The sequence below is a fragment of the bacterium SCSIO 12643 genome, assembly GCA_024398135.1.
Taxonomy (GTDB): Bacteria; Bacteroidota; Bacteroidia; order Flavobacteriales_G; family Salibacteraceae; genus CAJXZP01.
Window position 1 is genome coordinate 552,803 of the sequence record CP073750.1, and the last position, 23,709, is coordinate 576,511.

Consider the following 23,709-nt stretch of genomic DNA (forward strand, 5'->3'; position numbering starts at 1 on the left):
CCCCGTTTTTACTGGGATTTTGCCCCTTCGATTTCGGATTGGAAAAGTATGTTCCCTACGACCCAAAATCCAAGCATAATATATTCACAATTTCCATTAGTTTTCAACGAGAATATTTTTTAGTATCTTCATTCAATTGTTAATTATTTTTAATTGAAAAAATCTCAATATTTTGTTTTTTTTTACTTATTTTAGAAGCGGCTCGTTTCAACTCTAAATCACATAAAACACTACAAAACAACAAAATACGACTCACATCAAAAGCTACACGTATATATTTCAACGGTTTATTCTAAAAGTTATTTTATTTTCTAACTGGACTTATTCCCTCCTGATTCCACTCTAATTTGCACCCTTAAATTCACCTAAAAAAGGCCGAAAAAACTGAGCTTTTTAGAGCTCAAAACCTTGCTAATTTTCATCCATTTTAAGACCTTTTTTTAAAGTTTTTATCTATCGGGATACAAAAATCAAATTACGACCTCAGAATTCTTATCAAGTCTCTTTTCTTTGATTTCATTCAATTTTAAATCCATCCGATTCAGACTTAAAGTCTTATCCTTCATTACCGCTTGTTTTCTCCCATTTTTACTCGCCTAGGTAAAATTACCTGTTTTGAAGAATCGCGTATTAATCACATGATTATTATTTGTTTACGGCTTTAACTATATCTAAAATTGAAAAGGATTTGACCAAATAGTGTTCGCAAATCCGAATTATTACAAACCACATGACGATATTCTTTAAGCTATACACCAAAAAATATCCATCAGATTAAAATGACACTCTAGAAACATGCACGGCAAGAACAAAATCATACACTACTATATATTATATATACTATGTAGTATGTTCATCTCTTCGCCTGCATGGACCCAAAAAAGCGATTCGTCCAAAACAAAATCTAAAGCAGAGTCAGGGTTTAAGAAAGAACTTAAAAAAATTGAAAAGGCTATTTCATTTAAAAATCTGATTCATCATTTCGACTCTGTTCGAATGGTCAATCGGTTTATTCATGAACAACATCAACTTACCAAAGGTCGTCAGGGTTATCCTTACAATGTCAAGCATGAGGATATTCCATTAAAAGTTACCCCTTACCAACCGGATAGCATCTTTGCTTTGGATTATGAAGTTTTAGGTTGGTACCCTTACTGGGAAGACAGTTTATATAAAAATCTAAACTATTCTTTACTGAGCACCATTGCTTATTTTTCCTATGAGGTGGATCCAGCCACGGGAAAACCCACCACCATCCATGATTGGAAAACTTCTCCGGTCATCGATTCTGCTCATGCCCATCAAAAAGATATCCTTTTAACAGTAACTAACTTTAGCGAAGCCAATAACAGACAATTCTTGACAAACAGTAAATCTGTTCAAAACTGTATTACTGAAATTAAATCATTGCTTAAATTTCGATCGGGTAATGGAGTTTGTATTGACTTTGAAGGAATTGCTAAAAGTGAAAAAGAAGACTTTTCAAAATTCATCACACTCCTTCATCAGGAATTAAAACAGGCCAACAAAGACTATAAAATATACATTACAATTCCGGCTGTAGATTGGCAAGGATATCTAAATATCGCAGCGCTAATCCCTGTAGTAGACCAATTTGTAATCATGGGATATGGCTATTACGGATCTACCAGTACAGTGGCCGGACCTGTGGCTCCATTACATAGTGGTAAGGAATGGGAACATTACAACCTCACCACCTCGGTAGATTATTATCTCGGAAACAACATTCCCGAATCCAAACTTATTCTGGCGTTACCATATTACGGAGTCATCTGGGAAACTGAAAATGGTAATCTGGGTTCGAAAGTGAAAAGTTTTATCGGAAATCGAACCTTGGACTATATCCAAACCTATGTAGACACTTTTGCCATTCAATACGATACAGTAAGTCAAAGTGCGTGGTGTAGCTATGTCGTGAATTCCGATCAGTCACAATACCGTCAATGTTGGTTTGATGATGATTCTACATTAGCCATTAAACTCAATTACATCAAGAGTAAAAAACTCAAAGGAATGGGTATTTGGGCTCTGGGTTATGATCAGGGATATCATAAAATGTGGAAATCCTTAGCAAATAACTTCACCAATACAAAAATTATTGCTGAAGGTGGAGTAACTCCGACTCATACAGACTCTTTAAATGCGGATAGCTCTATGACCGGTTTTATGAAAACCATTACACAGATTGAAACTGTAATTAGTACAGTAACCAATTATAAAACTGTTCTTCTTTACACCTTATCATTTGTGGTATTCTTCGGTGGAGTCGGATTAGTAATCTCGATGTTCCAACCCAACACCCGAATATTCTTTTTTGGAAATACCGCCTACACCATCTATTACACCGCTACTATTCTATTGTTCCTCATAGTCATTTTGAGATGGACCAATATAATAACTGACCAAACCATTCTATTCTTTTTAGGATTTGTCTTAGGAAGTATCGCAATGTATATCGTCAATCGAATTATTAAAAATATCGATAACAACAGACCATGAGTAATACACTGGCACAGGAAAAAGCCAATTTGGCTAAGGACGAAGGGATTATAAAAAAACTCTTCGCTTCCATTCAAAAATTCTTTGCAAAAGAGTTTTTATGGGTGGTCTTTGTTCTCATCCTGGGATTACCATTAGGTCTCACAATTACATATTTGATCCAGCATTTGGCATCTCTACAAATTAAAAATGCCATTCTCGAAATTATTCATCATAAACCATTGTTCATCGCTTGTTACGTATTCAGTCTGGTGGGAATCTATTTTACCAGAACAGTTATCGGAGCTATTGATATGATGGTTCATAAATCAAAAGGGTAAAAATGATCGCTAAAGCACTCACATTCATTTCCAATTTCCTAAACAAGGAAATCAAAATGGACTACGGTATTGATGAAGACCGTGTCGTGGTGAGTAGTTTGATTAATCCTGACGGGACGGTTTCTGATCAAATTGAAAATAAAGTCATTATCTCTGTAATCAATTTAGAACATGAAACTACGGTTAAGTCTTTGAACAATTATGTTTCCGGAAATACCAATAGTTTCGGCAAAATAGCTCCTCCGGTTCACCTTAACCTGTATTTGTTGGTGTCAGCAAATTACGATTCCGGAAATTATATCGAAGCTTTAAAGATGCTCTCATCCGTCATCGGAATTTTTCAATCCAACACCTACTTCACCAAAAGTCTAAATCCAGAAATGCCAGCTCCATTAGAGAAATTGACATTCGAAATTTTCAATCTGCCCATTAACGAATTAAGCCATATATGGAGTGGTATTGGAGCAAAATATGTTCCCTCGATATTATATAAAGTACGTATGATCACCATGCAAGAAAATCTTATCAGAGAAGAAATCTCTGGTATTGATGGGCTGAAAGGAGATCCTAATCTCAAAAACAATTAAGCATGGATATCACCTATCATAACTGGTTAAATATTGAGATTACGCATTTGTACTTTACCGATGGTATCTGTTCTAATATTCATTTGAATCCATTTCAAAATACCTCGACTATATGCCAGAATTATAATATCTTACTTCATCAGAAACAAAACACGACTTCTTTCTTTGTAGGAAACAAAAAATCCAACTATACACAGGAAGATTTTCTGGCTATCACTCCGATGTATTTCCAAATCACATCAGATGATTTATACTTTTTCAATTACACAAACATCTCTCCTACCCCCGATTCATTATTGTTTTTTGAAACCAGCTCACACATCAACATCCAGAACGGAGATTATGCTTCTGCCAAAAACTTGATTTCGCATAAGCCTTTAGTGTTCGATATTTCCATACCATACAACAATGTTCAAATTGAGGTACAACCCATTCACGGCAGACCTTTTATTTCAGAATCCGTTGATGGAACTCAAAACTCAGAATACAACGTAAACTTAGTCACTCAGGAAACCGGAGTATATCAAATCTTATTGAATGGAGAAGTCGAAGAAACCTTCTTCATTTCAACAGTGGAGTTAAACCCGAACTGCATTGGAATCTTATATCTAAATCCTTTAGAAGTGATCTCACAAAATCTGAGCACTCCACTAAAGATAAACTTCCAAACGCGTTCTACCTATCGTGAATACCAAATTGTGGTTCCCACCAAAAGAAAAATCAATATTTCAAGCATTACAATTCAAGGGGGAAATGGAGAAAAGTACTCAGGTCCTAAGGAGGATAAAATTCTAAATGGCCAAACTGCACAGGTCTTCACTTCTACATCACCACTCCCGCTTGAAAAGGAGCCTAAAACACATCCTAAACTATATCTGGATTACACCAATCAATATTCTAACCGCACCAACCAAATGGAAGTGTTGTTACCCAATCCAGATACTCAAAATATAAAACCATACAATCTCAAAGGGGATTCCAATTCCTTTTACTCATCCAATATCGTATATGTTTAATTTAAATCAATAATTCTATGTCAACAACAATGAAGACCCCCGGGGTTTATATCCAGGAACTGGATGCTTTTGGAAATGCGGTTGTACCAGTTGCAACTGCAGTACCGGCATTTATTGGGTATACAGCAAAGACTTCCTACAATGGGAAAAGTCTGGTAAACAAAGCTGTTAAAGTGACTTCTTTAACAGAATTCCTAACCATTTTTGGAAATACACCTCCAGAAGTTCAATACAATATCACCTCATCGATATTACCTGAACGAATTGAAACCTTACAAGAAATTGCCGCCCAAGCTGCTGCAAATTTAGCTGCTGCTCAGGCTGTGGTTGATAAGGTAAAAGCTGCAAAAGGAACGCCAACACCTGCGGAGACTAAAGCGGTAACCGATGCCACTACTGCGGATACCAATGCAAAAAAAGCGGTAACTGATGCGCAGGCAGACAAAAACATCGCTGCATTAACCGCTGCTCAAACTGCGCTGACAAAAGCTCAGGAAGCAAAACCTCAGGTCCCAGCTGATATAACCAAAGCACAGGCTGCTGTAAAAGCTGCGCAAGATGTATTTACTAAACTGGAAGCTGAAGCTAGTTTTAATAGCGAAGGATACGCTTATAACATCAAGAACAAAACCATCAATTACAGATTATATAGCAGTATTAAATTCTTCTATGAAAATGGCGGGGGTGATTGTTATATCATGACGATCGGCACATATGATTATACCAAAGAGGCTATCACCGATACTACAGATTTTACAAATGCCATCACACTTCTAAAAAAGGAAACTGAACCTACAATGTTGGTCATTCCAGATGTGGTTGAGATTATGGACCCAACAGCTGATCCTACATCAGCGACATACTTACAAGATAAGTACGCTAATGCTTATTCTCTTCAAAGTGAAATGCTAAATCACTGTGGAGATATGATGAATCGTGTGGCTGTTCTGGATATTCCTGGTGGTTTTAGCGAGCCATTAGTTGGGACCACAAGTGTAGAACAATTTAGAAATAGTGTGGAACCTTCAATATCTAAATTCAATAGTTACGGAGCGGTATACTACCCTTGGTTACATACTACGGTTTATCAAACATCAGAGATTTCTTTTAAAAATGTTGAAAAAGCGTCTTATGCTCAAGTTCAACAAATGCTGACTGCTGAATTTACCGATCCTAAAAAAGGACTAAATTCTGATATGGCAAAAATCATTTCTGCTTTTGCTACCCCTCCTGGAGCAGATGCACCTCAATTAGATGCTGCAGATACCATTTTACAGAACCTTAGTAAATCTTATCAATTATTGATGGGTGCAATTATGGGCAACATGAACCTTATGGCACCTAGTGCGGGTATGGCTGGTGTATATACCACTGTAGATAATAATGAAGGTGTTTGGATAGCTCCAGCTAATGTTGGGGTACAAAGCACTATTTCTCCTGCAATTAAAATTGACAATGCCATGCAGGAAGACCTAAATGTTCCAATTAATGGTAAATCAGTATGTGCGATTCGTGCATTCACCGGACGTGGAAATTTGGTTTGGGGAGCCAGAACTTTAGATGGTAACTCTAACGATTGGAGATACATCAATGTACGTAGAACCCTTATTTACATTGAACAATCGGTAAAAGAAGCTGCTAAAGCTTATGTATTTGCGCCAAACGATGCCGGTACCTGGGTAGACGTAAAAGGAATGATTGACAATTTCCTTACCGGGTTATGGAATCAAGGTGGATTAGTTGGTCCTAAACCAGCAGATGCATTCTCTGTAAGTGTTGGACTGGGAAGTACGATGACTGGAGATGATATTCTAAATGGAATTATGAGAGTTGCTGTAAAAGTAGCTGTATCTCGTCCTGCGGAATTCATTGAAATCACATTCCAACAAGAAATGCAAAAAGGTTAATCATTAAATCAATAACATTAAAAACATATAATTATGGCAGACGGAGCTACTCAAGATAATGTGTGGCCATTACCAAAGTTTTACTTTAAAGTAAACTTAGGCTCACAAGATAATACGGTTTCTTTCCAGGAAGTTTCAGGCTTAGAAACAGAAACACAACCTATCGAATACAGACACGGAGATAGTAAGGTTTTCTCTACTATTAAAATGCCTGGAATCGCGAAAACAGGAAATGTTACCCTAAAAAAAGGTGTGTTTGTTAAAGACAATAACTTCTGGAAATGGTATGACGCGATTAAAATGAATACCATTAAAAGAGAAACGGTTACGATCCAATTGTTAGACGAAAAAGGAAGTCCTACGATGACCTGGACCCTGACCAATGCATGGCCAACAAAAATTTCCAGCCCTGATTTAAAATCAGATGCCAATGAAGTGGCAGTTGAAACACTGGAATTGGCTCATGAAGGATTGACGATTGCAAACAGTTAATCATGAACTCATATCCTCCAGTATCATTTTATTTTAAGCTTTCATTTTCCGGCATTTCCGGACAAGTGGAAGCTTCCTTTAAGGAAGTTTCAGGAATAACAATGGAAATGGGGATAGAAGAAATTGCAGAGGGAGGAATCAACGGTTATAAACATCGTGTTCCTACCACTGCAAAATTTTCAAATCTGGTTTTAAAACGTGGTTTAGTACCTAAAGATTCCGAACTCGCGGAATGGTGTACCAATACAATAAGCGGAAATTTGGAAGAATTGGTAGAAACGAAAATGATCACAGTTCATCTACTTGAAGCATCACGTAAACCGCTAAAGTCATGGAGTTTTAATAATGCCTGGCCAGTAAAATGGGCCGTATCTGATCTAAATTCCATGAATAATGAAATTGCCATTGAAACTTTAGAATTTGCCTATAGTAATTTCCAAGCCAGATAACCATGTCCATAGAAATCAGAGAACTTCTAATTAAAGTAAAAATTGAGGATCCGGAACAAGTTGCATCTGGCGACCTCAATATGAATCAGATCAGACAATTCATCTCAAGAGAATGTAAAAAGGAAATCAAAAAACAATTGAATAGAAAAAAGGAACGATAGTATGGCAGCACAAAACAAAATGACAATTGTTGCATACCCAAATAATAAATACTCTGGGAATGGAAATGGAAAATGCACGGTTTCTATCAATCCGGCATCCTACACACACAACCATAAAGCAAATTACAACAACCATACTGCTCAAGGTGCACCTGGAACCACTTTATTGTTTCAAGGGATTCCACCTGAAACCATTTCTTTTGATATTCACTTTGATGGCACGGGAGCTATTGAAAACAATAAAACACCTGTTAAAACTCAGATTGATGATTTTAAAAACATCTGTTTTGTTTACAATGGAACCATTCATGAACCTAACTACTTAATTGTATCGTGGGGCTCTCTGGTTTTTAAATGCAAATTAACCAGTATGAATATTACCTATTCCCTTTTCAAAAAGGATGGGACTCCGCTACGTGCCAAAGCTTCTGTTACATTTGAGGAAGCGGTAAGTGCTTCCAACATTGCTAAAGAAGCCAATAACCAATCTCCTGATCTTACGCATTTGATTGTAGTAAAAGAAGGGGACACGCTTCCATTGATTTGTTACAAAACTTATGGTAATCCCAACTATTACCTTCAAGTAGCTGAATTTAATAACATCGTGAATTTCCGGGATATTACTCCTGGAACCCAATTGTATCTCCCTCCAATAAAATAAGTATATGCCGAATTCTCCATTAAAAGTTGACGCCAGTATTGTTTCCTACTCTATTCTTTCAGCCGGGAGTGAAATCCCTGCCACATATGAGATTTTAGATTTAAGAATCGATCAGCATATCAATAGAATTGCGGAAGCAGAGATTACAGTACGTGATGGAAATACTGCAAGTCAAACTTTTGAAATTACGGATTCTGATACTTTCAAACCCGGAACTGAAATAGAAATCAAACTAGGATATCAGGGTGAAGAAGATTCCGTTTTTAAAGGGGTAGTTACCAAACAAATTTTAAAGGTTGGTCAGGACAACGGTTCTCAATTGGTCGTGGTCTGTAAGGACAAAGCGCTTGCCTCTGCCATTAACCGTAAGAACGCCATCTTCACAGATATGAAAGATAGTGCGGTTATTGAACAATTAGCAGGGAATTATGGACTTCAAACCGATGTGGCTTCAACTTCTGTAGAACATAAAGAACTGGTTCAATATTACTCTACCGACTGGGATTTTATAATCAATCGTTCTGAAATCAATGGACTGGTGGTGGTTACAGATAGCGGCAAACTTACAGTAGCTAAACCAGCGGTCTCAGACTCTCCGGCATTACAAGTTCAGTTTGGTTATGATATTATCGAATTTGATGGAGAATTAGACGCAACTTCACAATACTCCGGTGTTGAAAGTAATGCCTGGGACATGTCTTCCCAAAGCATTATCAATGCATCGGCCAGTGAACCTTCAGTCAATGAACAAGGAGATCTCTCCGGATCCACTTTGGCAGATGTATTGTCTGCTGGGGATAATTCTTTGAATGCTTCCGTTCCTATCACTCAAGGAGATATTGAAAACTGGGCCAATGCTGCTCTCTTAAAATCCAGACTTTCTCGATTTAAGGGAAGTATCACTTTTCAGGGTTCATCCAAAGCCAAAGTCAACTCCACCATAAAAATAATGGGTATGAGTAATCGCTTTAATGGTAACGGATATATCTCTGGAGTCACCCAAATCCTAGATCAGGGACAATGGCATACAGAAGTCAAAATTGGACTTTCACCAGAGTGGTTTGTAGAAAATCATCCAGTATCTACCCCAATTGCATCCGGACTACTTCCCGGAGTAAAAGGATTACAAACCGGAATTGTCAAAAAAATATATGACGATCCTGATAATGAATTTAGAGTTCAGGTAGAGATTCCAATTCTCGGTGCAGATGGTGAAGCCGTTTGGGCCAGATTAGGAACATTTTACAACGGCAATAGTTTTGGTGCGTTCTTTATGCCTGAAGTCAATGATGAAGTCATTCTGGGCTTTATGAATGATGATCCAAGATTTCCTATCATTTTGGGAAGTGTTTATAGTAGCTCCATCCCAGCCCCTGAAACTCCGGATGAAAAAAACACTATTAAAACCATTCTTACGCAAAGCAAACTACAGCTCAAGTTTGATGAAGAAAACAAAGTCATTACACTACTCACCCCTGGAAATAACACCATTGTGATTAGTGATGAGGACAAAGGCATCACACTTCAAGATCAAAACAACAACAAAATTCAAATGAATGACAGCGGAATTGTGGTGGATAGTGCATCAGATCTAACGCTAAAAGCGGCACAAAGTGTCACTATTCAAGGAATGTCTATTTCAGTAAAAGCTGATCAATCTTTAAGCTGTACCGGAGGAACTGTTTCGGTCACCGGTAACCAAACTACAACCGTAAAAGGAAGTGCACAATGTACCATCAGTAGCGATGGGCAAATGAATGTTAAAGGAACAATGGTCGGAATAAACTAACGATGAATAAAGACAAATCATTTTTAGGACGTGGTTGGAGCTTTCCTCCCACTTTTAGTAATAAAAACACAAGAGGTGTGGTTATGGTGGAAGGTGAAAAAGACATCAAACAATCTCTCGAGGTTTTGATGTGCACCAGTTTAGGTGAACGTACCATGTTACCCGAATATGGCTGTGATCTCCAAACCTATTTGTTCGACTCCATTTCAAATTCAAAAAAGTATTTCTTAAAAGAACTGATTAAAGATGCGATTATCAATTATGAACCTCGTATTGAATTGAACGATATCATTATTGATGCAACTGATTACCAGGATGGAATCATACGTGTCAAATTGGATTATACCATTCGCACTACAAATACCCGATTCAATCTGGTATTCCCTTATTACAAAATTGAAGGAACTGATATCCCTCAATTGTATCACAAACAAATCACACAAAGTATTGTACAATAATTCATGATAGAAAGAAGAAATGGCATACAAAGAGATAAAAGGTTAAATGGTAATCTTTTAGACAGTCCTTTTCAGATTGACCAAAGACCTTTTTGGCATCTTCTGGGATATATTTCTTCATTGCTCAAGCACATTAACTATTATGACTTAAACAATGAACATGACGGTCAATGGAATGAAGTCATTAAAAGTGACCCTATCATCTTAATGGTACACATCATTAACGAACCTGTAGATCGTCTAACTAAAATCATTCAGGATAATGAACTGCAATTATCTACAGATAATATACTGAAAAAAGAAGTGGTTGGGATCCTCATCAAATGGTATGATAAAATTGAATCATGGTATCATCATTTACTAAGTCATGGAGAAGAAAAATTGGCTTATAAAATCAAAAATGTCCTTGTGGATGTTTTGGAATTGCAAAAAGAACATCTCATCACATATCAAAATCAAATTAATCCTAAAGGTGCGTTCGTTCAAAAACTTAGTTCACCCGGACCATCTGATGATGACACCCCTTTTAGTTTGGAAAAATCACTCCATAACTTCACTAAAGTCATCATTCATATCCAGGAATTTACCAAGGATTATCTGGAAAAGAATATTTACAGTAACAACGACCTCACCCCTAACAATGCGCTATATGTAGCTTTTTCATTACTATTCAGAACCGCTCAAAATCATATCAATACTTTATCCCAAAGGCATTTAGACTTTTATTATTCCGATATTCTAAAACAAAGTATTGGGAAAGGACGATCTACATCTACCATCGTCAATTTTGAATTATTACCAGACATTGAGTATTCTCTGGTAGATAAGGGGGTGCAACTCTCCGCAGGCAAGCTATTTGGAAGTAAATCTGATATCTTATTTGAAACCGAAAAGCCACTTATAGTATACCAAATGGAATTGGTTGAATTGCAAACCTTGCTTTTTGAATCTAATCCTTATATCAAAGTGGGTACAGATCAACCTTTGGTTTCCTCCATTACGCAAAACACCTTGATTTCTAAAGGCGAGGAAGCTTCATCAAAAGACCAATGGTATACTTTCGGAGCGAATAAGAGAAGTATCAGAAACACACAAATCCAGGCAAATTCCATTGCAGAAATGGGGTTCATTATTGGGTCCTCTGTTCTTATTTTACAAGAAGGAAACAGACATATTCGATTACAATTCAATCTCCAAAAATCAGATCAACCCAATACATTCTGGACCTTACTTAATGAGATTAAGGAAAACCGAAAAATTGCCATGGATACGGTTTTTTCTGATGTTTTCGACAATGGGTTTAACATCTCCTATTCCAGTAAATCCGGTTGGGAATCTATACCTGAATATGTTATGGAGTATAATGAAACTTCCGGTAGTTTTTCAATTTTACTGTTTTTAGACAGCGCTGCACCAGCGGTTACAACGAGTGAAAAAATATCTCCGACATTAACCTGGCCATCCATAAAAGTGGAGCTAAATCCATATGCTCCCAACTACCTGTACTCTTTCTTTAGAGGTGTTGATTTAAACTCCATTCGAATTGATGTTGAGGTGGAACAAATGAAAGATCTAATGCTTTACAATAACATTGGTAAAATGCCGCTCAATAAGACTTTTGATCTATTCGGACCTATCCCGGAAAAAGGTGCTTTTTTGATGATTGGTAATCCTGAATTGTTCCAAAAACAAATTAACTCGCTCACCGTTAATATTGACTGGTCTAATCTCCCTGATGATTTCGGAGGTTTTGAATCATATTATAAAGGGTACTCTACAGCATTTAATAATGATTCTTTTCAGGTTCAATTTTCCGCACTCTCCAATGGCTATTGGTTGCCCAATGTAGAACCAGAAATTCCTGTATTCAATTTATTTGATACCATAAATTGTGTCACTCCGGAAGGATATTCCAGTACAAAACTGAAATCCACCACACAGATTAATTTACAAGATTTTGGTGATTTAGGAATTGCGCAGAACTTCAATATCCCACTCCCTCTTGCTTATGATATCACCTCTCAAAGTGGTTTTATCAAATTCACATTATCCAGTCCTTCTGTCGGTTTCGGAAATGACCTGTACCAAAAGGAGTTTATTGACATTGCGACATTTAATGCTAAAAACAAAACTCAAATTCCATATCCTAATAAGCCGTATTTACCAAAAGTAAATAGTGTTTCCGTCAACTACAAAGCTTCAGATACGCTATATTTTACTGAAAGTTTATCCAAGAGTTCAGCCTCAGTAGAAAACACCGGAAGTTTCCAACATATCACTCCATTTGGAATTACAGATGTTATATCCGGACATCAAATTAATAGTCAGACACTTTTAGCCAATTACTCAGCCGAAGGTTATCTTATTTTGGGGTTAAACGGAGTAAAAGAAGACACGTTTATTTCTGTTTATTTTCATTTTCTCCATTCCAGTACTTCTACTCAAATCGATCCGAACGGATTGACCTGGGAATATCGTCAACAAAACGAATGGATCGAATTTAATCAGGGCAATATTGTACTGGACGAAACCAATGGATTTATTAAATCAGGAATCGTTGAACTCATCCTCCCCAAAAAGAAAAACTACAACGAAACTACCTCAAATGCGACCTATTGGATCAGAATTTCTACAGCTCAAAATGCACCACACTACCCTATTATCAAGGGTATTTATCTGAATGCCATTAAAGCCACATGTATAGATCTAACTCCAAATGTAGTTGGACAAACCATCCCTGCAGGAAGTATCACGAAGCTTGTAGGAAAACATCCGGATATCAAAAAAGTAAATCAACCCAGAAACTCGCTGGGAGGAAAAGTGACGGAATCCGCAACTCAATATTATACAAGAGTAAGCGAAAGACTCAGACATAAATCCAGAGCCGTCACCATATGGGATTACGAGCGACTCATTCTGGAAAATTTTGATGAAGTTCAAATTGTTAAATGCACCAATTTCAACAAAAATTTTCAATCAGTTCCGCAACAGGTAAAAGTCATCGTTATCAGCTCCAGGTGGACCAATAGCGAGCGTCATTATTTTAATGAAGATGCGCTAGATCAAATGAAAATGTTCTTACGAAAATTGACAAATCCATTTGTGAATATTACGGTTATGAACCCTACCGTTGAATATCTCCTGGTTAACTGTATTGTCGAATTTATGCCGGAGGATAATGGCGGATATTACATCCATCAACTCAACCAACATATCACTGATTTCTTATCTCCGATATCCAACTCCAATACCGGAATCGGTGGCATTGGCGGAACTGTAGTTCCTACTATGGTAGTGAGTTCTATTGATAATTTATCCTTCATTAAGTCCATTAAAAAACTCACCATCGAACATATTATTCGAACAGATATTGAAACGTTTACTCTTGGGGTGTATCAAGGTGGACAAGAAATTCAAAGCACTACTCCATGGGCCATTTTGGCTCCAATGCAAAACCACAGAATAATCAGTCAACTTCCCGGTCAAAAGTCTACTAATGATTTGGATGTAGGCATTTGCAATATGCAAATCGGGGTTGATTTTATTCTGGAATCAGAAGCAGAAATCACACAGCATTCCGGTTCACCACCTTCAACTTCTTCACACCAAAACGGTGGAGATTTAACAGATTCAATTCTTGTTTTTAAAGATAAATCACAGCAATCATGAGCGAAAAACCTTTAAGTAGAGGGAGCTTAAAATCCCTATTTAGTAATGGGAGCAGACCAAACGAGACCAATTTCGGTAGTTTAATTGATTCCATGATCAATAAGGTGGATGATGGAATTTCCAAAAATCTGGATGATGGATTGATTCTTTCACCTGAAGGTAAAAGTTCCAACCGTTTAATCAGTTTTTACGAAAAGATTCAGGATGAAACTCCGGAATGGGGTGTGAATTTATCTGAAGAAGCACCACAAGGATTAGGAATTGTTGAACCCATTTCGGCCACAGAACAAAACACCAGAATATTTCTCAAAAAAGGAGGGAATATCGGCATTGATACCAATACACCTCAAACATCACTCGAGGTCAATGGAATTTTAGGAACTAAAAGTCGAGTTGGCACTTATAAACTAGCTACAGTCCCGGCAGATGGAAAATGGCACGATATCCTTTCCAATCTGAATGGTTGTACCGCATTCGAAATTGTCGCACAGGTAGGAAAAGAAAAAACCGGAAAGTATGCGTTGCTATTTGGGCATGCCTTAAGCACATTTGGTAAATCCAGAAGTAAAATCAAAACAACTCAGGCGCATTACGGGTGGTGGTGGAACAAACTCGCTTTACGCTGGACCGGAAGTACCTATAACTATAAACTTCAATTACGAACCCGTTCTAATTACGGAACCGATCAGGAAATTAAATATTATATCACCAAACTATGGGATAATGAAATAATGTCTCTGTTTGACCAATAAGACTAGACGTTTATGTCAAAAGGATTTATCCATAAAATAGAAGATAATACCTCCGATTATCAGGACATTTATACCGAAGGTTTAGAGCTTTTGCAAAGACTTTCCGGTGCGGAATGGACAGACTTTAACGAGCATGATCCTGGGGTCACTATTCTGGAAAACCTATCCTATATTTTTACGGATGTTAATTTCAAAACCCAGATTCCTATTCAGGATATTCTTACTGAATCAAAAGGGAAACGTCTTAAATCTGGAGATAACGGTTTTTTTATTCCTTCTGAAATACTGACTACTAACCCAATTACCGAAAACGACTATCGTAAAATTTTTATTGATCAGATTACCAACGTTAAAAATGTCTGGTTAAAGGTACAAGGGCAAAATCAACACAATGATGATTCGATTACCAGTGGTAATAATCTGAAAGGTTTATACCATCTCTTTATCGAATTGTATGATTATGATAATGACCCCGAAGATTTTGCGGAAGAAAAAAATCGAATCATTGACGAGGCTCAAACCTTATTTCACGCGCATCGGAATTTATGTGAAGATTTGTATGGAGTAACTATTTTCTCTCCGTTTCACTTACAAATGGATTTAACACTCAATCTGGATTCGAATACCAACGGAGAAGAAATATTAGCCCAGATTTATTATCAGATTGATGATTTTCTCACACATGAAATCTTGTTCTATTCCCTTTGGGAATTACAAGATCAGGATGAAAACATCAATCAAATATTTAACGGTCCCCTATTAGAAAACGGTTTCATTAAAGAATCGGAACTCAAAGGACGTTTACGAAAAATCATTCCTTCGGACATTGTTAAAATCATCGCCAAAATTGATGGGGTAATCAGTGTTGATCAATTTCTGTTGTCCTATAAAGAAAATAACATCTGGACTCCGATACCTGAATCGGGACTCTCACTTCCTGAAAACACCTCCCCAATTCTTCTTTTCCCTTCGGAAAACAAGCATCTGATTTTTAAAAATGAGGGCGTGGCATTTTCTCCGGATTTAAATGAGGTCCAAAAGCAGTTCTCTTATATTCAGGCGATGAATTACGGAAGTTTTAAATCAGTTTCCCAATCCATTAATACTATTGACATTCCCAAAGGTGAATCAAAAAATGTGGTTTCCTATTACCCGGTCAGATATCAATTCCCTACTGTTTACGGTATCGGTCAATTTGGTCTTCAGACAGGATTACCTCCACAGCGTTATGCGCAAGCCAATCAACTAAAAGCGTATTTACTTCCTTTTGATCAATTGTTTGCCAATTTTTTGAGTCAGCTCGGAAACCTGTATACGCTATATGATGTAAGAGACGATAATTATCAATCCTACTTCTATCAGTCGCTTTCTGATATGGATAAACTTACTGAATTAGTCTCTTCAAATAAGCATTCAGATACCTTACACCATTGGGAAGACAAACTCCATTCACTGAATCATAAATTTGATTCTAATGCGATCCAAAGATTGAATGAAGTTGCAGATAATTTACTGGCCAGATTTGCGGAACAATTCCCAACTTATGCACTTAGAAAAATCAATACCAATAGCTACGGGAAAAGGCTTACTGATGAATCTTTTGAAACAGACCTGCTCTCCTGGAAAAGAAAATTGGTTAAACACTATGGTGAATTAAGTTATAACAGGGCCAAAGCTTATGATTATACACAGCCTATTGATATTAGCAGTGGGTTTATTGATTTGGAGAATAAACTTACTCCAGGTTTAATTCAAAAAACTGCCATTTTAATGGGGATTCACAATCCACAACTCAAGTCATTATCCGAAGTTATTCTAACCTCGGGAATCAAAGTCTATCAGAAAAAAGACGGGGTAGATATCGTTAATGAAAAGTTGGAAATTCTGCTAAAAACTAATGATATGGAAATCATCCTGGCCGATGATATTGTTATTGTGGATGACAAAGTAGAAAACCTAAGAGATGCTTTTTATTTTCTGGGAAACTCCAACTCCATATTAGATGATACGCTAAAAAATGGAGTCATCCGAAGAAATTACACTATCAAAGAAACAAGTGGAGATCATAAAAAATCTTACTATGTTTTATTTGCTCAAGATGGAGGCAATTCCAATATCATTCATATTTCAGAATCTGAACAAGAAGCAAAAGATGCCATTGATTATTCTATTCGATTTTTAGTGGAACTCAATAAAAAAAGCGAGGGGTTATATCTGGTAGAACATTTATTGTTAGCGCCTTCGTATCATGGAAACCACTTTGGCTTTTCTTTTACTATTCCACTCAATGACAACACTGAAATTGAATTCAATCATTTTGAATTAAAATCTATTGGAGATCGGAATTCAGTGATCGAGGAACTTATTGAGAACCTCATCGGTTCAGGCAGTTTACAATTCCGAAGCATTACATGTGACAATAAGTATGTGATCCAAATTCTAAACAAAAACGGAGATCAATTGGCTGTAACAGTAAACGCTTATGATCATAAACACGAATCGGAAAATGAAATCAAAAAAATCGTGGATCAACTGTATACGTTTGCTGAAAAATACTTTGCCGATAGATTTACACATTTTGCTTACTACGGAGAAGGACAAAAAGTGGATGAAACATTTTTTACATTTCAAATTAGCTTCATTCTGCCTGCATGGCCCGTGCGCTTCCAATCTGAAAGTTTTAAAGCCAAATTCAATAATATTGTTTTTGAACAGGTCCCTGCTCACATTGCATTTCAGTCATATTGGTTAGACCTTAACGAAATGGTTGCTTTTGAAAAACTCTATTACAAATGGCTTTCATTATTGGGTAAAAACAGTCTGGATCAGGAGCAAATGAATCGTTCGTATCAACTCATTCAAACCATTCAGAATTTACATCAACAAATGCTGCAATGATAGAAGGTACAGAACATATCATTGGTTCACAGCAATTTCAAATCACATCATATGATGAGAAAAAAGCACATCAATATCAATCCACTATAAGTGTTTTGCAAGAATCTTCTATTCGGAATTTACTGGAAAAAATACTAAATCGTTTTTCAGACCCACATAGTATCTATCGTTTTAAACAAATAGAGCTTGATTTAGGTTCGATCTCTCCTCATAATCTGGATAATGAATTACTATTCAAGATTGAGGAACAGTTAATTCAGTTTTTTAAATCCAATATTCAATCTGATGGGAACCTAAGAAAGGGCGAAAAAATTGTACTCTTCAATGAAAAACTGGAACAATTTGAACATTTTTTGATCAATGGTTTTTTGAAATGGAATTCATCCTCTACCTATACCCCGCAAAAACTACTACATGATCTTTTTACCGAAGCTCCAGAAAGTTTAACTGAACTTTTATTCCGCCAGGGGAAAAAACAAGAGATTCGAAAACGAATGATCTTGCAATTCCCGGAAACTTCACTGGAAAGAATCGTTACACATGTCGCGCCCAATGAGGGAGAATATATGATCTCATATAAGCAAAACATGCTGGAGCATCATCAAAAAACAAAATTTGTAGACACCAGTTACTCCACTTTTAGAAATGCTGTTTGGGAAATCATCCTGGCCTATTTATTTAACGCTTCCAATAGCTATTACAATCGCAAAAGTTTCTTACAGTTTTTGATTCAAAAAATTGCTTTAAAATACAATCTCACCTATCATGTATTGCTGGAAATCATATCCAGAGGCGTTTCACTTGATGAAGACACTGCACAAATTCCTGAATTCAAAAAACTCATCATTGAATTAAAAAAAGATGAAGAGATCATAGCATCCGGGAAAGATCAAAATGAACCGATTGATTTGCCTAAAGTTCTTAAACAAATAGACCTCTTTTTAAATGATAGAACTTACTCTACACGTGCTTTAATTGCATCATCTGAAGAGTTTATCTCCCAAATACAAATAGTTCTTCTGCGACCAAGTTTAACCTCAAAAACACATATTTCGAAGTGGTTTAATCAGCCGGAAATCATTTCTAAGCTGATACAACTCTTAGACTCTAAAACCATATCTACCCTGTTAGAACTGGGTGCCCCCGATCATCTACATAGAATTAATCAATTTTGGGAGGAGATTCAATCCAAACAAAATGAGATTCCAACTGCATCTAAAGTGTGGATTCAAAAAATTGAATTGCAAAAACCACAACTCATATTACTCTCTTTAAACCAAAAATCACATGATCCCTTCCTATCATTCCTAATTACGATACAAAAGGAAATCAGTTTCTATTCGAATCAATTATTTATCTTCCTAAAAGAAACTGGTTCATTCGTAAATCCTGTTTTTCAAAAAATCATTGCAACGTTTTTAAAAGCAAACGCTCATGAAGTATTCACCTCCAAGGCTTCTGATTCAAAGAAAAAACTCATCAGTTCTATCATTGTCGAGTTAAAAAAATTCACTTCCCAAAATGAACCTTTTACATGGTCAGAATGGATTCAATCCAATCTACCAATTTGGAAAAAGCAATCTAAATTAGATATTACCATTTCTGAAATATTGGCGTTACTCCAACATGAGCTTATAGAACAATTCGCTCCCCTTCAATTGGCAGATTTTGTTTCAAAAGAAATTCAATTGCAACAAGAATTCAGATCTGAATCAACTCAAAAAGGTTCCAATGCGCAAAGTAATATTCACCCGCTTATTCTTGAATTCATACATAGGGAACTGAATGAAATCTCGTTAGATCCATTCTCTATCTGGGAAGTTGAAACAATTGCACTTTTCCGTAAAACAAGTATTCAATATAAGATTTCATTTCAAAATTTGATATCTACCTATTTAGCATCTTTATCGCCTGGTAGAAAAGAACTAAGACAAGCGATTAAAAAACTCATCGCTACCCAAAAGTTTCAATCGGTTGTAGAAAAAGAGCAATTTCAACATACTCAAAAACAGTATAGAAAGATCTTATCTTTTGTTTTAAACTTTAAGAAATGGCCCTGGTGGTTACCTCAATACGATTATATGCAATTCAATCGTGATTTTGAAACACTTTGGGAAAACTCATCGGAACGAAAAACGCTACTTCAAATCATCCTGAGAAAATCAAATACACAAAATATTGCCCCTTTCTTTAATACTTATAACACACATAAGATATGGAAAGCCATAGATGCTACAGCTCAAAAAACCAAGGCACTTTTTATTATTCATGTACACCAGTTATTGATTCAAAAGTTTATTCCCATCTCCAGTATTTCATCAGGAGAGGTCATAGCATTTCACAAACTATCTTTCCAAATTCTAAAGGATAAATACTCCACAAAAAAGGCAATCACATCTATACAGGAATGGCTTAAATCCACTATAATTCTATCCAATAGAACAACACAGAGAATTTGGATTCGAGCAATAACATCATATGCTAACACTACCTCAGGTTCATTAAAGAAAGAACTACTCAACTGGATTCAGGAGGTTAAAAATGAAGCTACTTTTTCTCATTCGCAAAAAGATGTTATTCAACTCTTTTTGTCCAATTACTATTCAGAAGATGTTTCAAAATCAATCCCAGATCAACTAGAACAAATTACCGTTCAAAAACCGGAAATCTTTAGACAATGGTTACAGCAACCCGAGTTTAGAACCTCAATGATTGAGCGTTTGTCAGAAAAAGACTTTATTCATTTGATTCAACTCCAATGGAACAGTCCACAACAACAATTTTTTCATTCGGTATTTCAAATCTACAAACATCTTATTCGTCACTTAAGTTCAACTGATGCGATATCATTTAAGCATTCATTTTTCAATTCGATTTTGATTCAAATGAGTTCGAATAGAACACGTATCTGGAATCAAACCGATTGGAGTCAAATCTTGGCGCATTCTGCTTTAAAAATTGCGACTCCATCTACTTTAAAAATTATTACCCAGGTTCTGAAAGAAGTCAAAAATGCACCGCCTCTTTTGATTCAAAGTATCCATACACAAATTGAGGAAAACGCTGTTTCATCTTATGTTTCAACTCTAACTCCCGAACTTTTTATGGACAGACTCAAAAAAGCCAAAGTCCGAAATCAATCCTTAGCTCAACAAATCAACCTTCAAACCATTTTTCCAGAACACAGAGAATGGTTGGGTGAGACATCATTTATACAACAATTAACCGAAAACATAAGTGAAAAAGATTTGGTGTACCAAATCAAACAGGTTCTTGATCATACGCAACAGGTACGACTTCAAATTGCTCTGGATTTTATTCAACGTATTTCACTAACTACCAGCGAAAAAAAGAAACTGAAACTCGCGTTCTTTCAGACCATTCTCCTCAAATTGGGAACGGGTGGATTTACACCCTGGAAAATTCAAAACTGGAGTGCGCTCATCTATCACTTACTTCAAAACACATTGGATCAGGCTAAATTTAACACGATCATATTAACAGAAAAACAAAAACTCATGACGTCCTCCCCATCAGAAAAAGATTTGGATTTTTTACTCCAGATTGAAAAAGCATCACAATCCAATAGTATTCCGAATGCATCTAAAAGTCCAAAAATCGAAGATGAAAATTACCGTAAACTTGGCGAAACTCAAGAATACGAATATCTGGATCCGATTTTTGTCAACTATTCCGGAATTGTTATCCTGGCACCATACTTAGGTATGTTATTCGAAAGATTGGGATTACTAAAAAATAACACTTTCATTGACCATGACAGTCAATCTCGAGCGGTGCATTTGCTGGATTACGCTGCCACCGGCAGTGTGGGTAAAGAAGAACATGAACTTGTGGTTCACAAAGTACTATGTGGAATGCAAATAGCTGATCCCATAGCCCATATCACCGACCTTACTGATCAAGAAAAAGAAACAATTGATGGATTGTTAAACGCCATTATCCAGCAATGGACACCCTTAAACAACACTTCCATAGAAGGACTAAGAGCTTCATTTCTAATTCGAATGGGAAAGCTGGAAGAAGACGAAAATTCTTTCCATATGAACGTTGAACAAAAATCTTATGACATGCTTTTAGATCAGATTCCGTGGAACATTTCTCAAATCAAACTAAGTTGGATGGAAAAAATGCTCATTGTAGAATGGAGGTAAATTTACTGGAACATAACGCCCAAAACATATATCAGGAAATTGCATGGTTCGAAACAGTGGTCAATACTGCATTGACTTTATACTTTAAAAATGAATCAGAGTTTGAATCTATTTATGATATTGGATTGCCTGATTTATCAGAAGATCATTCCACCTATGGAAGATTCGTACGTGAATATCAATTGGGATTTGAAGAACGTATTATCCTGATCTTATCCATCATTCCACATATCAAACCACAAAGTCTGGATGTTTTCTTAATCAAGAATCAAAGTCTGGATATTGAGTTTTCTGAATTTGGTGGTTATAAGATTCCGGATTCCTCTGCTTTTTTACCTACACTCGAAACTGCTGCTTTTATATTAAGTGGCGATAATATCGCTTTAAAGTTTTACTTCATTCACAACTTTAATCTACATCACCGACTTTACCGAAATGGTATTATGGATTATGATCAGGAACAAGATTTTGGACTCCATCAGAAATTGACCATTTCCAATGAATATCTGAGTTACTTTATCACCGGGATCAAACAACTTCCTCAATACAGTTCAAAATTTCCAGCAAAGGAAATCACAACTCCACAGGAATGGGAAGATTTGATTGTAGATGAAAACGTAAAAAATGATTTGAATGAAATCATAGATTGGATGCGGTATCACGATCTCATTTTAAACGAATGGGGCCTGCATAAAAAACTAAAATCAGGATATCGCGCATTGTTTTACGGTCCTCCTGGAACTGGAAAAACTATGGCGGCTTCACTTATTGGAAAAACAATAAACCGACCGGTCTTTAGAGTCGATCTTTCATTAGTGGTATCGAAATACATTGGTGAAACCGAAAAAAACTTAGGTCGACTTTTTGACGAGGCAGAACATAAAGATTGGATTCTATTTTTTGATGAAGCAGATGCCTTGTTTGGGAAACGTACCCAAACCAAAGGAGCAAATGACCGATATGCTAATCAGGAAGTGGCTTATTTACTCCAGCGTATTGAAGATTTTTCTGGCTTAGTCATTTTAGCTACAAATATCCAAACCAATATTGATGAAGCCTTCTCCAGACGTTTCCAGGCGATGATTCATTTTCCAAAACCACATAAAACACAACGTAAATTACTTTGGGAAAACCTGGTCGAACAAAACTTTGATCTGGAATCTAACATTGATCTGAATGAATTGGCCAATACCTATGAAATTAGTGGTGGTGAAATGATCAATGTTTTGAGATATTGTGCACTGGAAGCTGCCAAACGTCAAAAACGAGAGATTCAATATAATGATCTCATAACCGGAATTAGACGGGAATATAGTAAGTCGAATAAGACGATTTGAGTATTGAGTATTGAGTATTGAGTATTGAGTATTGAGTATTGAGTATTGAGTATTGAGTATTGAGTATTGAGTATTGAAAGATAAGTTATAAACTAATAGAATATTAATTTTTTTAAATATGCCACAACAAGTATGTATGGGAGCAATGATGACCTGCTCCTTCGGAACCGCACCTTCTTCATTAGTCGTTTTACCAACAAATAGAGTGATGACCAATAATATGCCTGATGCCAATATCATGGATCATATCCCAATGGTAAACATTTTACCTTTTGCCATGTGTACCTCGTTAGCAAATCCGGTTGTGGCCTCTGCAACTGCAGCTGCATTTGGTGTACTCACTCCCATGCCATGTATTCCAGCTACTCCTGCGCCCTGGGTTCCTGGCTCACCTACAGTTATGCTCGCCAATATGCCAACATTAAACAATTCATGTACACTCAACTGTATGTGGGGCGGAGTAATCTCCTTTTCTCAGGCTGGGCAGGTCACGGTGAATGTGGGGTGATTCACTAATCTAC

17 protein-coding genes are annotated in these 23,709 nt (G+C 36.5%); all 17 read left to right on the forward strand.

Going from position 1 to position 23,709, the window contains the following annotated elements; all coding sequences use genetic code 11:
- Nucleotides 1-849 precede the first annotated feature (849 nt).
- The 17 genes from KFE94_02400 to KFE94_02480 all read left to right on the forward strand — a co-directional run bounded on the left by KFE94_02400 (nucleotide 850) and on the right by KFE94_02480 (nucleotide 23,696).
- On the forward strand, nucleotides 850-2,520 hold the full coding sequence (locus tag KFE94_02400; GenBank protein ID UTW66986.1) for a hypothetical protein: 1,671 nt from the start codon (nucleotides 850-852) through the stop codon (nucleotides 2,518-2,520).
- The gene (locus KFE94_02405; protein UTW66987.1) at nucleotides 2,517-2,840 is read left to right on the forward strand and encodes a hypothetical protein; all 324 of its coding nucleotides are present in this window, start codon (nucleotides 2,517-2,519) and stop codon (nucleotides 2,838-2,840) included. Before KFE94_02400 ends, KFE94_02405 begins: the two co-directional genes overlap by 4 nt.
- Before the next feature lie 2 nt (nucleotides 2,841-2,842).
- Nucleotides 2,843-3,427, forward strand: a complete 585-nt coding sequence (locus KFE94_02410) for a DUF4255 domain-containing protein (GenBank protein ID UTW66988.1) — start codon at nucleotides 2,843-2,845, stop codon at nucleotides 3,425-3,427.
- A gap of 2 nt (nucleotides 3,428-3,429) precedes the next feature.
- Nucleotides 3,430-4,443 (forward strand): hypothetical protein, encoded by a 1,014-nt coding sequence (locus KFE94_02415; GenBank protein UTW66989.1) that lies wholly within the window; start codon nucleotides 3,430-3,432, stop codon nucleotides 4,441-4,443.
- A 17-nt stretch (nucleotides 4,444-4,460) separates the two neighbouring features.
- Nucleotides 4,461-6,350, forward strand: coding sequence for a phage tail sheath family protein (locus KFE94_02420; GenBank protein ID UTW66990.1), 1,890 nt, complete (start codon nucleotides 4,461-4,463; stop codon nucleotides 6,348-6,350).
- 33 nt (nucleotides 6,351-6,383) lie between these two features.
- The gene (locus tag KFE94_02425; GenBank protein ID UTW66991.1) at nucleotides 6,384-6,842 is read left to right on the forward strand and encodes a phage tail protein; all 459 of its coding nucleotides are present in this window, start codon (nucleotides 6,384-6,386) and stop codon (nucleotides 6,840-6,842) included.
- 2 nt (nucleotides 6,843-6,844) lie between these two features.
- Nucleotides 6,845-7,291 carry a phage tail protein gene (locus tag KFE94_02430; protein UTW66992.1) on the forward strand — a complete coding sequence of 149 codons (447 nt, stop codon included), beginning with the start codon at nucleotides 6,845-6,847 and terminating at the stop codon, nucleotides 7,289-7,291.
- Nucleotides 7,292-7,293: 2 nt separating this feature from the next.
- Nucleotides 7,294-7,452, forward strand: coding sequence for a hypothetical protein (locus KFE94_02435; GenBank protein ID UTW66993.1), 159 nt, complete (start codon nucleotides 7,294-7,296; stop codon nucleotides 7,450-7,452).
- Nucleotide 7,453: 1 nt separating this feature from the next.
- Nucleotides 7,454-8,113, forward strand: coding sequence for a LysM peptidoglycan-binding domain-containing protein (locus KFE94_02440; protein UTW66994.1), 660 nt, complete (start codon nucleotides 7,454-7,456; stop codon nucleotides 8,111-8,113).
- A 4-nt stretch (nucleotides 8,114-8,117) separates the two neighbouring features.
- Nucleotides 8,118-9,902, forward strand: coding sequence for a type VI secretion system tip protein VgrG (gene vgrG, locus KFE94_02445; protein ID UTW66995.1), 1,785 nt, complete (start codon nucleotides 8,118-8,120; stop codon nucleotides 9,900-9,902).
- Nucleotides 9,903-9,904: 2 nt separating this feature from the next.
- Nucleotides 9,905-10,360 carry a GPW/gp25 family protein gene (locus KFE94_02450; protein ID UTW66996.1) on the forward strand — a complete coding sequence of 152 codons (456 nt, stop codon included), beginning with the start codon at nucleotides 9,905-9,907 and terminating at the stop codon, nucleotides 10,358-10,360.
- 3 nt (nucleotides 10,361-10,363) lie between these two features.
- Entirely contained in the window at nucleotides 10,364-14,029 is a 3,666-nt protein-coding gene (locus KFE94_02455) for a hypothetical protein (protein UTW66997.1), read from the forward strand.
- Nucleotides 14,026-14,781: a hypothetical protein gene (locus KFE94_02460; protein ID UTW66998.1), complete on the forward strand. Its 756-nt coding sequence runs from the start codon at nucleotides 14,026-14,028 to the stop codon at nucleotides 14,779-14,781. Before KFE94_02455 ends, KFE94_02460 begins: the two co-directional genes overlap by 4 nt.
- A gap of 12 nt (nucleotides 14,782-14,793) precedes the next feature.
- Nucleotides 14,794-17,679 carry a hypothetical protein gene (locus tag KFE94_02465; GenBank protein UTW66999.1) on the forward strand — a complete coding sequence of 962 codons (2,886 nt, stop codon included), beginning with the start codon at nucleotides 14,794-14,796 and terminating at the stop codon, nucleotides 17,677-17,679.
- The gene (locus KFE94_02470; protein ID UTW67000.1) at nucleotides 17,676-21,851 is read left to right on the forward strand and encodes a hypothetical protein; all 4,176 of its coding nucleotides are present in this window, start codon (nucleotides 17,676-17,678) and stop codon (nucleotides 21,849-21,851) included. Before KFE94_02465 ends, KFE94_02470 begins: the two co-directional genes overlap by 4 nt.
- A complete protein-coding gene (locus tag KFE94_02475) occupies nucleotides 21,842-23,188 on the forward strand; it encodes an ATP-binding protein (protein UTW67001.1) in 1,347 nt (448 codons plus the stop codon). The genes KFE94_02470 and KFE94_02475 overlap by 10 nt, the downstream gene beginning before the upstream one ends.
- 118 nt (nucleotides 23,189-23,306) lie before the next feature.
- Nucleotides 23,307-23,696 carry a DUF4280 domain-containing protein gene (locus KFE94_02480; protein ID UTW67002.1) on the forward strand — a complete coding sequence of 130 codons (390 nt, stop codon included), beginning with the start codon at nucleotides 23,307-23,309 and terminating at the stop codon, nucleotides 23,694-23,696.
- Nucleotides 23,697-23,709 lie beyond the last annotated feature (13 nt).

Coding starts and splice junctions, on each gene's coding strand:
- KFE94_02400 (UTW66986.1), top strand. CDS start 850: ATGTTCATCTCTTCGCCTGCATGGACCCAAAAAAGCGATTCGTCCAAA.
- KFE94_02405 (UTW66987.1), top strand. CDS start 2,517: ATGAGTAATACACTGGCACAGGAAAAAGCCAATTTGGCTAAGGACGAA.
- KFE94_02410 (UTW66988.1), top strand. CDS start 2,843: ATGATCGCTAAAGCACTCACATTCATTTCCAATTTCCTAAACAAGGAA.
- KFE94_02415 (UTW66989.1), top strand. CDS start 3,430: ATGGATATCACCTATCATAACTGGTTAAATATTGAGATTACGCATTTG.
- KFE94_02420 (UTW66990.1), top strand. CDS start 4,461: ATGTCAACAACAATGAAGACCCCCGGGGTTTATATCCAGGAACTGGAT.
- KFE94_02425 (UTW66991.1), top strand. CDS start 6,384: ATGGCAGACGGAGCTACTCAAGATAATGTGTGGCCATTACCAAAGTTT.
- KFE94_02430 (UTW66992.1), top strand. CDS start 6,845: ATGAACTCATATCCTCCAGTATCATTTTATTTTAAGCTTTCATTTTCC.
- KFE94_02435 (UTW66993.1), top strand. CDS start 7,294: ATGTCCATAGAAATCAGAGAACTTCTAATTAAAGTAAAAATTGAGGAT.
- KFE94_02440 (UTW66994.1), top strand. CDS start 7,454: ATGGCAGCACAAAACAAAATGACAATTGTTGCATACCCAAATAATAAA.
- vgrG (UTW66995.1), top strand. CDS start 8,118: ATGCCGAATTCTCCATTAAAAGTTGACGCCAGTATTGTTTCCTACTCT.
- KFE94_02450 (UTW66996.1), top strand. CDS start 9,905: ATGAATAAAGACAAATCATTTTTAGGACGTGGTTGGAGCTTTCCTCCC.
- KFE94_02455 (UTW66997.1), top strand. CDS start 10,364: ATGATAGAAAGAAGAAATGGCATACAAAGAGATAAAAGGTTAAATGGT.
- KFE94_02460 (UTW66998.1), top strand. CDS start 14,026: ATGAGCGAAAAACCTTTAAGTAGAGGGAGCTTAAAATCCCTATTTAGT.
- KFE94_02465 (UTW66999.1), top strand. CDS start 14,794: ATGTCAAAAGGATTTATCCATAAAATAGAAGATAATACCTCCGATTAT.
- KFE94_02470 (UTW67000.1), top strand. CDS start 17,676: ATGATAGAAGGTACAGAACATATCATTGGTTCACAGCAATTTCAAATC.
- KFE94_02475 (UTW67001.1), top strand. CDS start 21,842: ATGGAGGTAAATTTACTGGAACATAACGCCCAAAACATATATCAGGAA.
- KFE94_02480 (UTW67002.1), top strand. CDS start 23,307: ATGCCACAACAAGTATGTATGGGAGCAATGATGACCTGCTCCTTCGGA.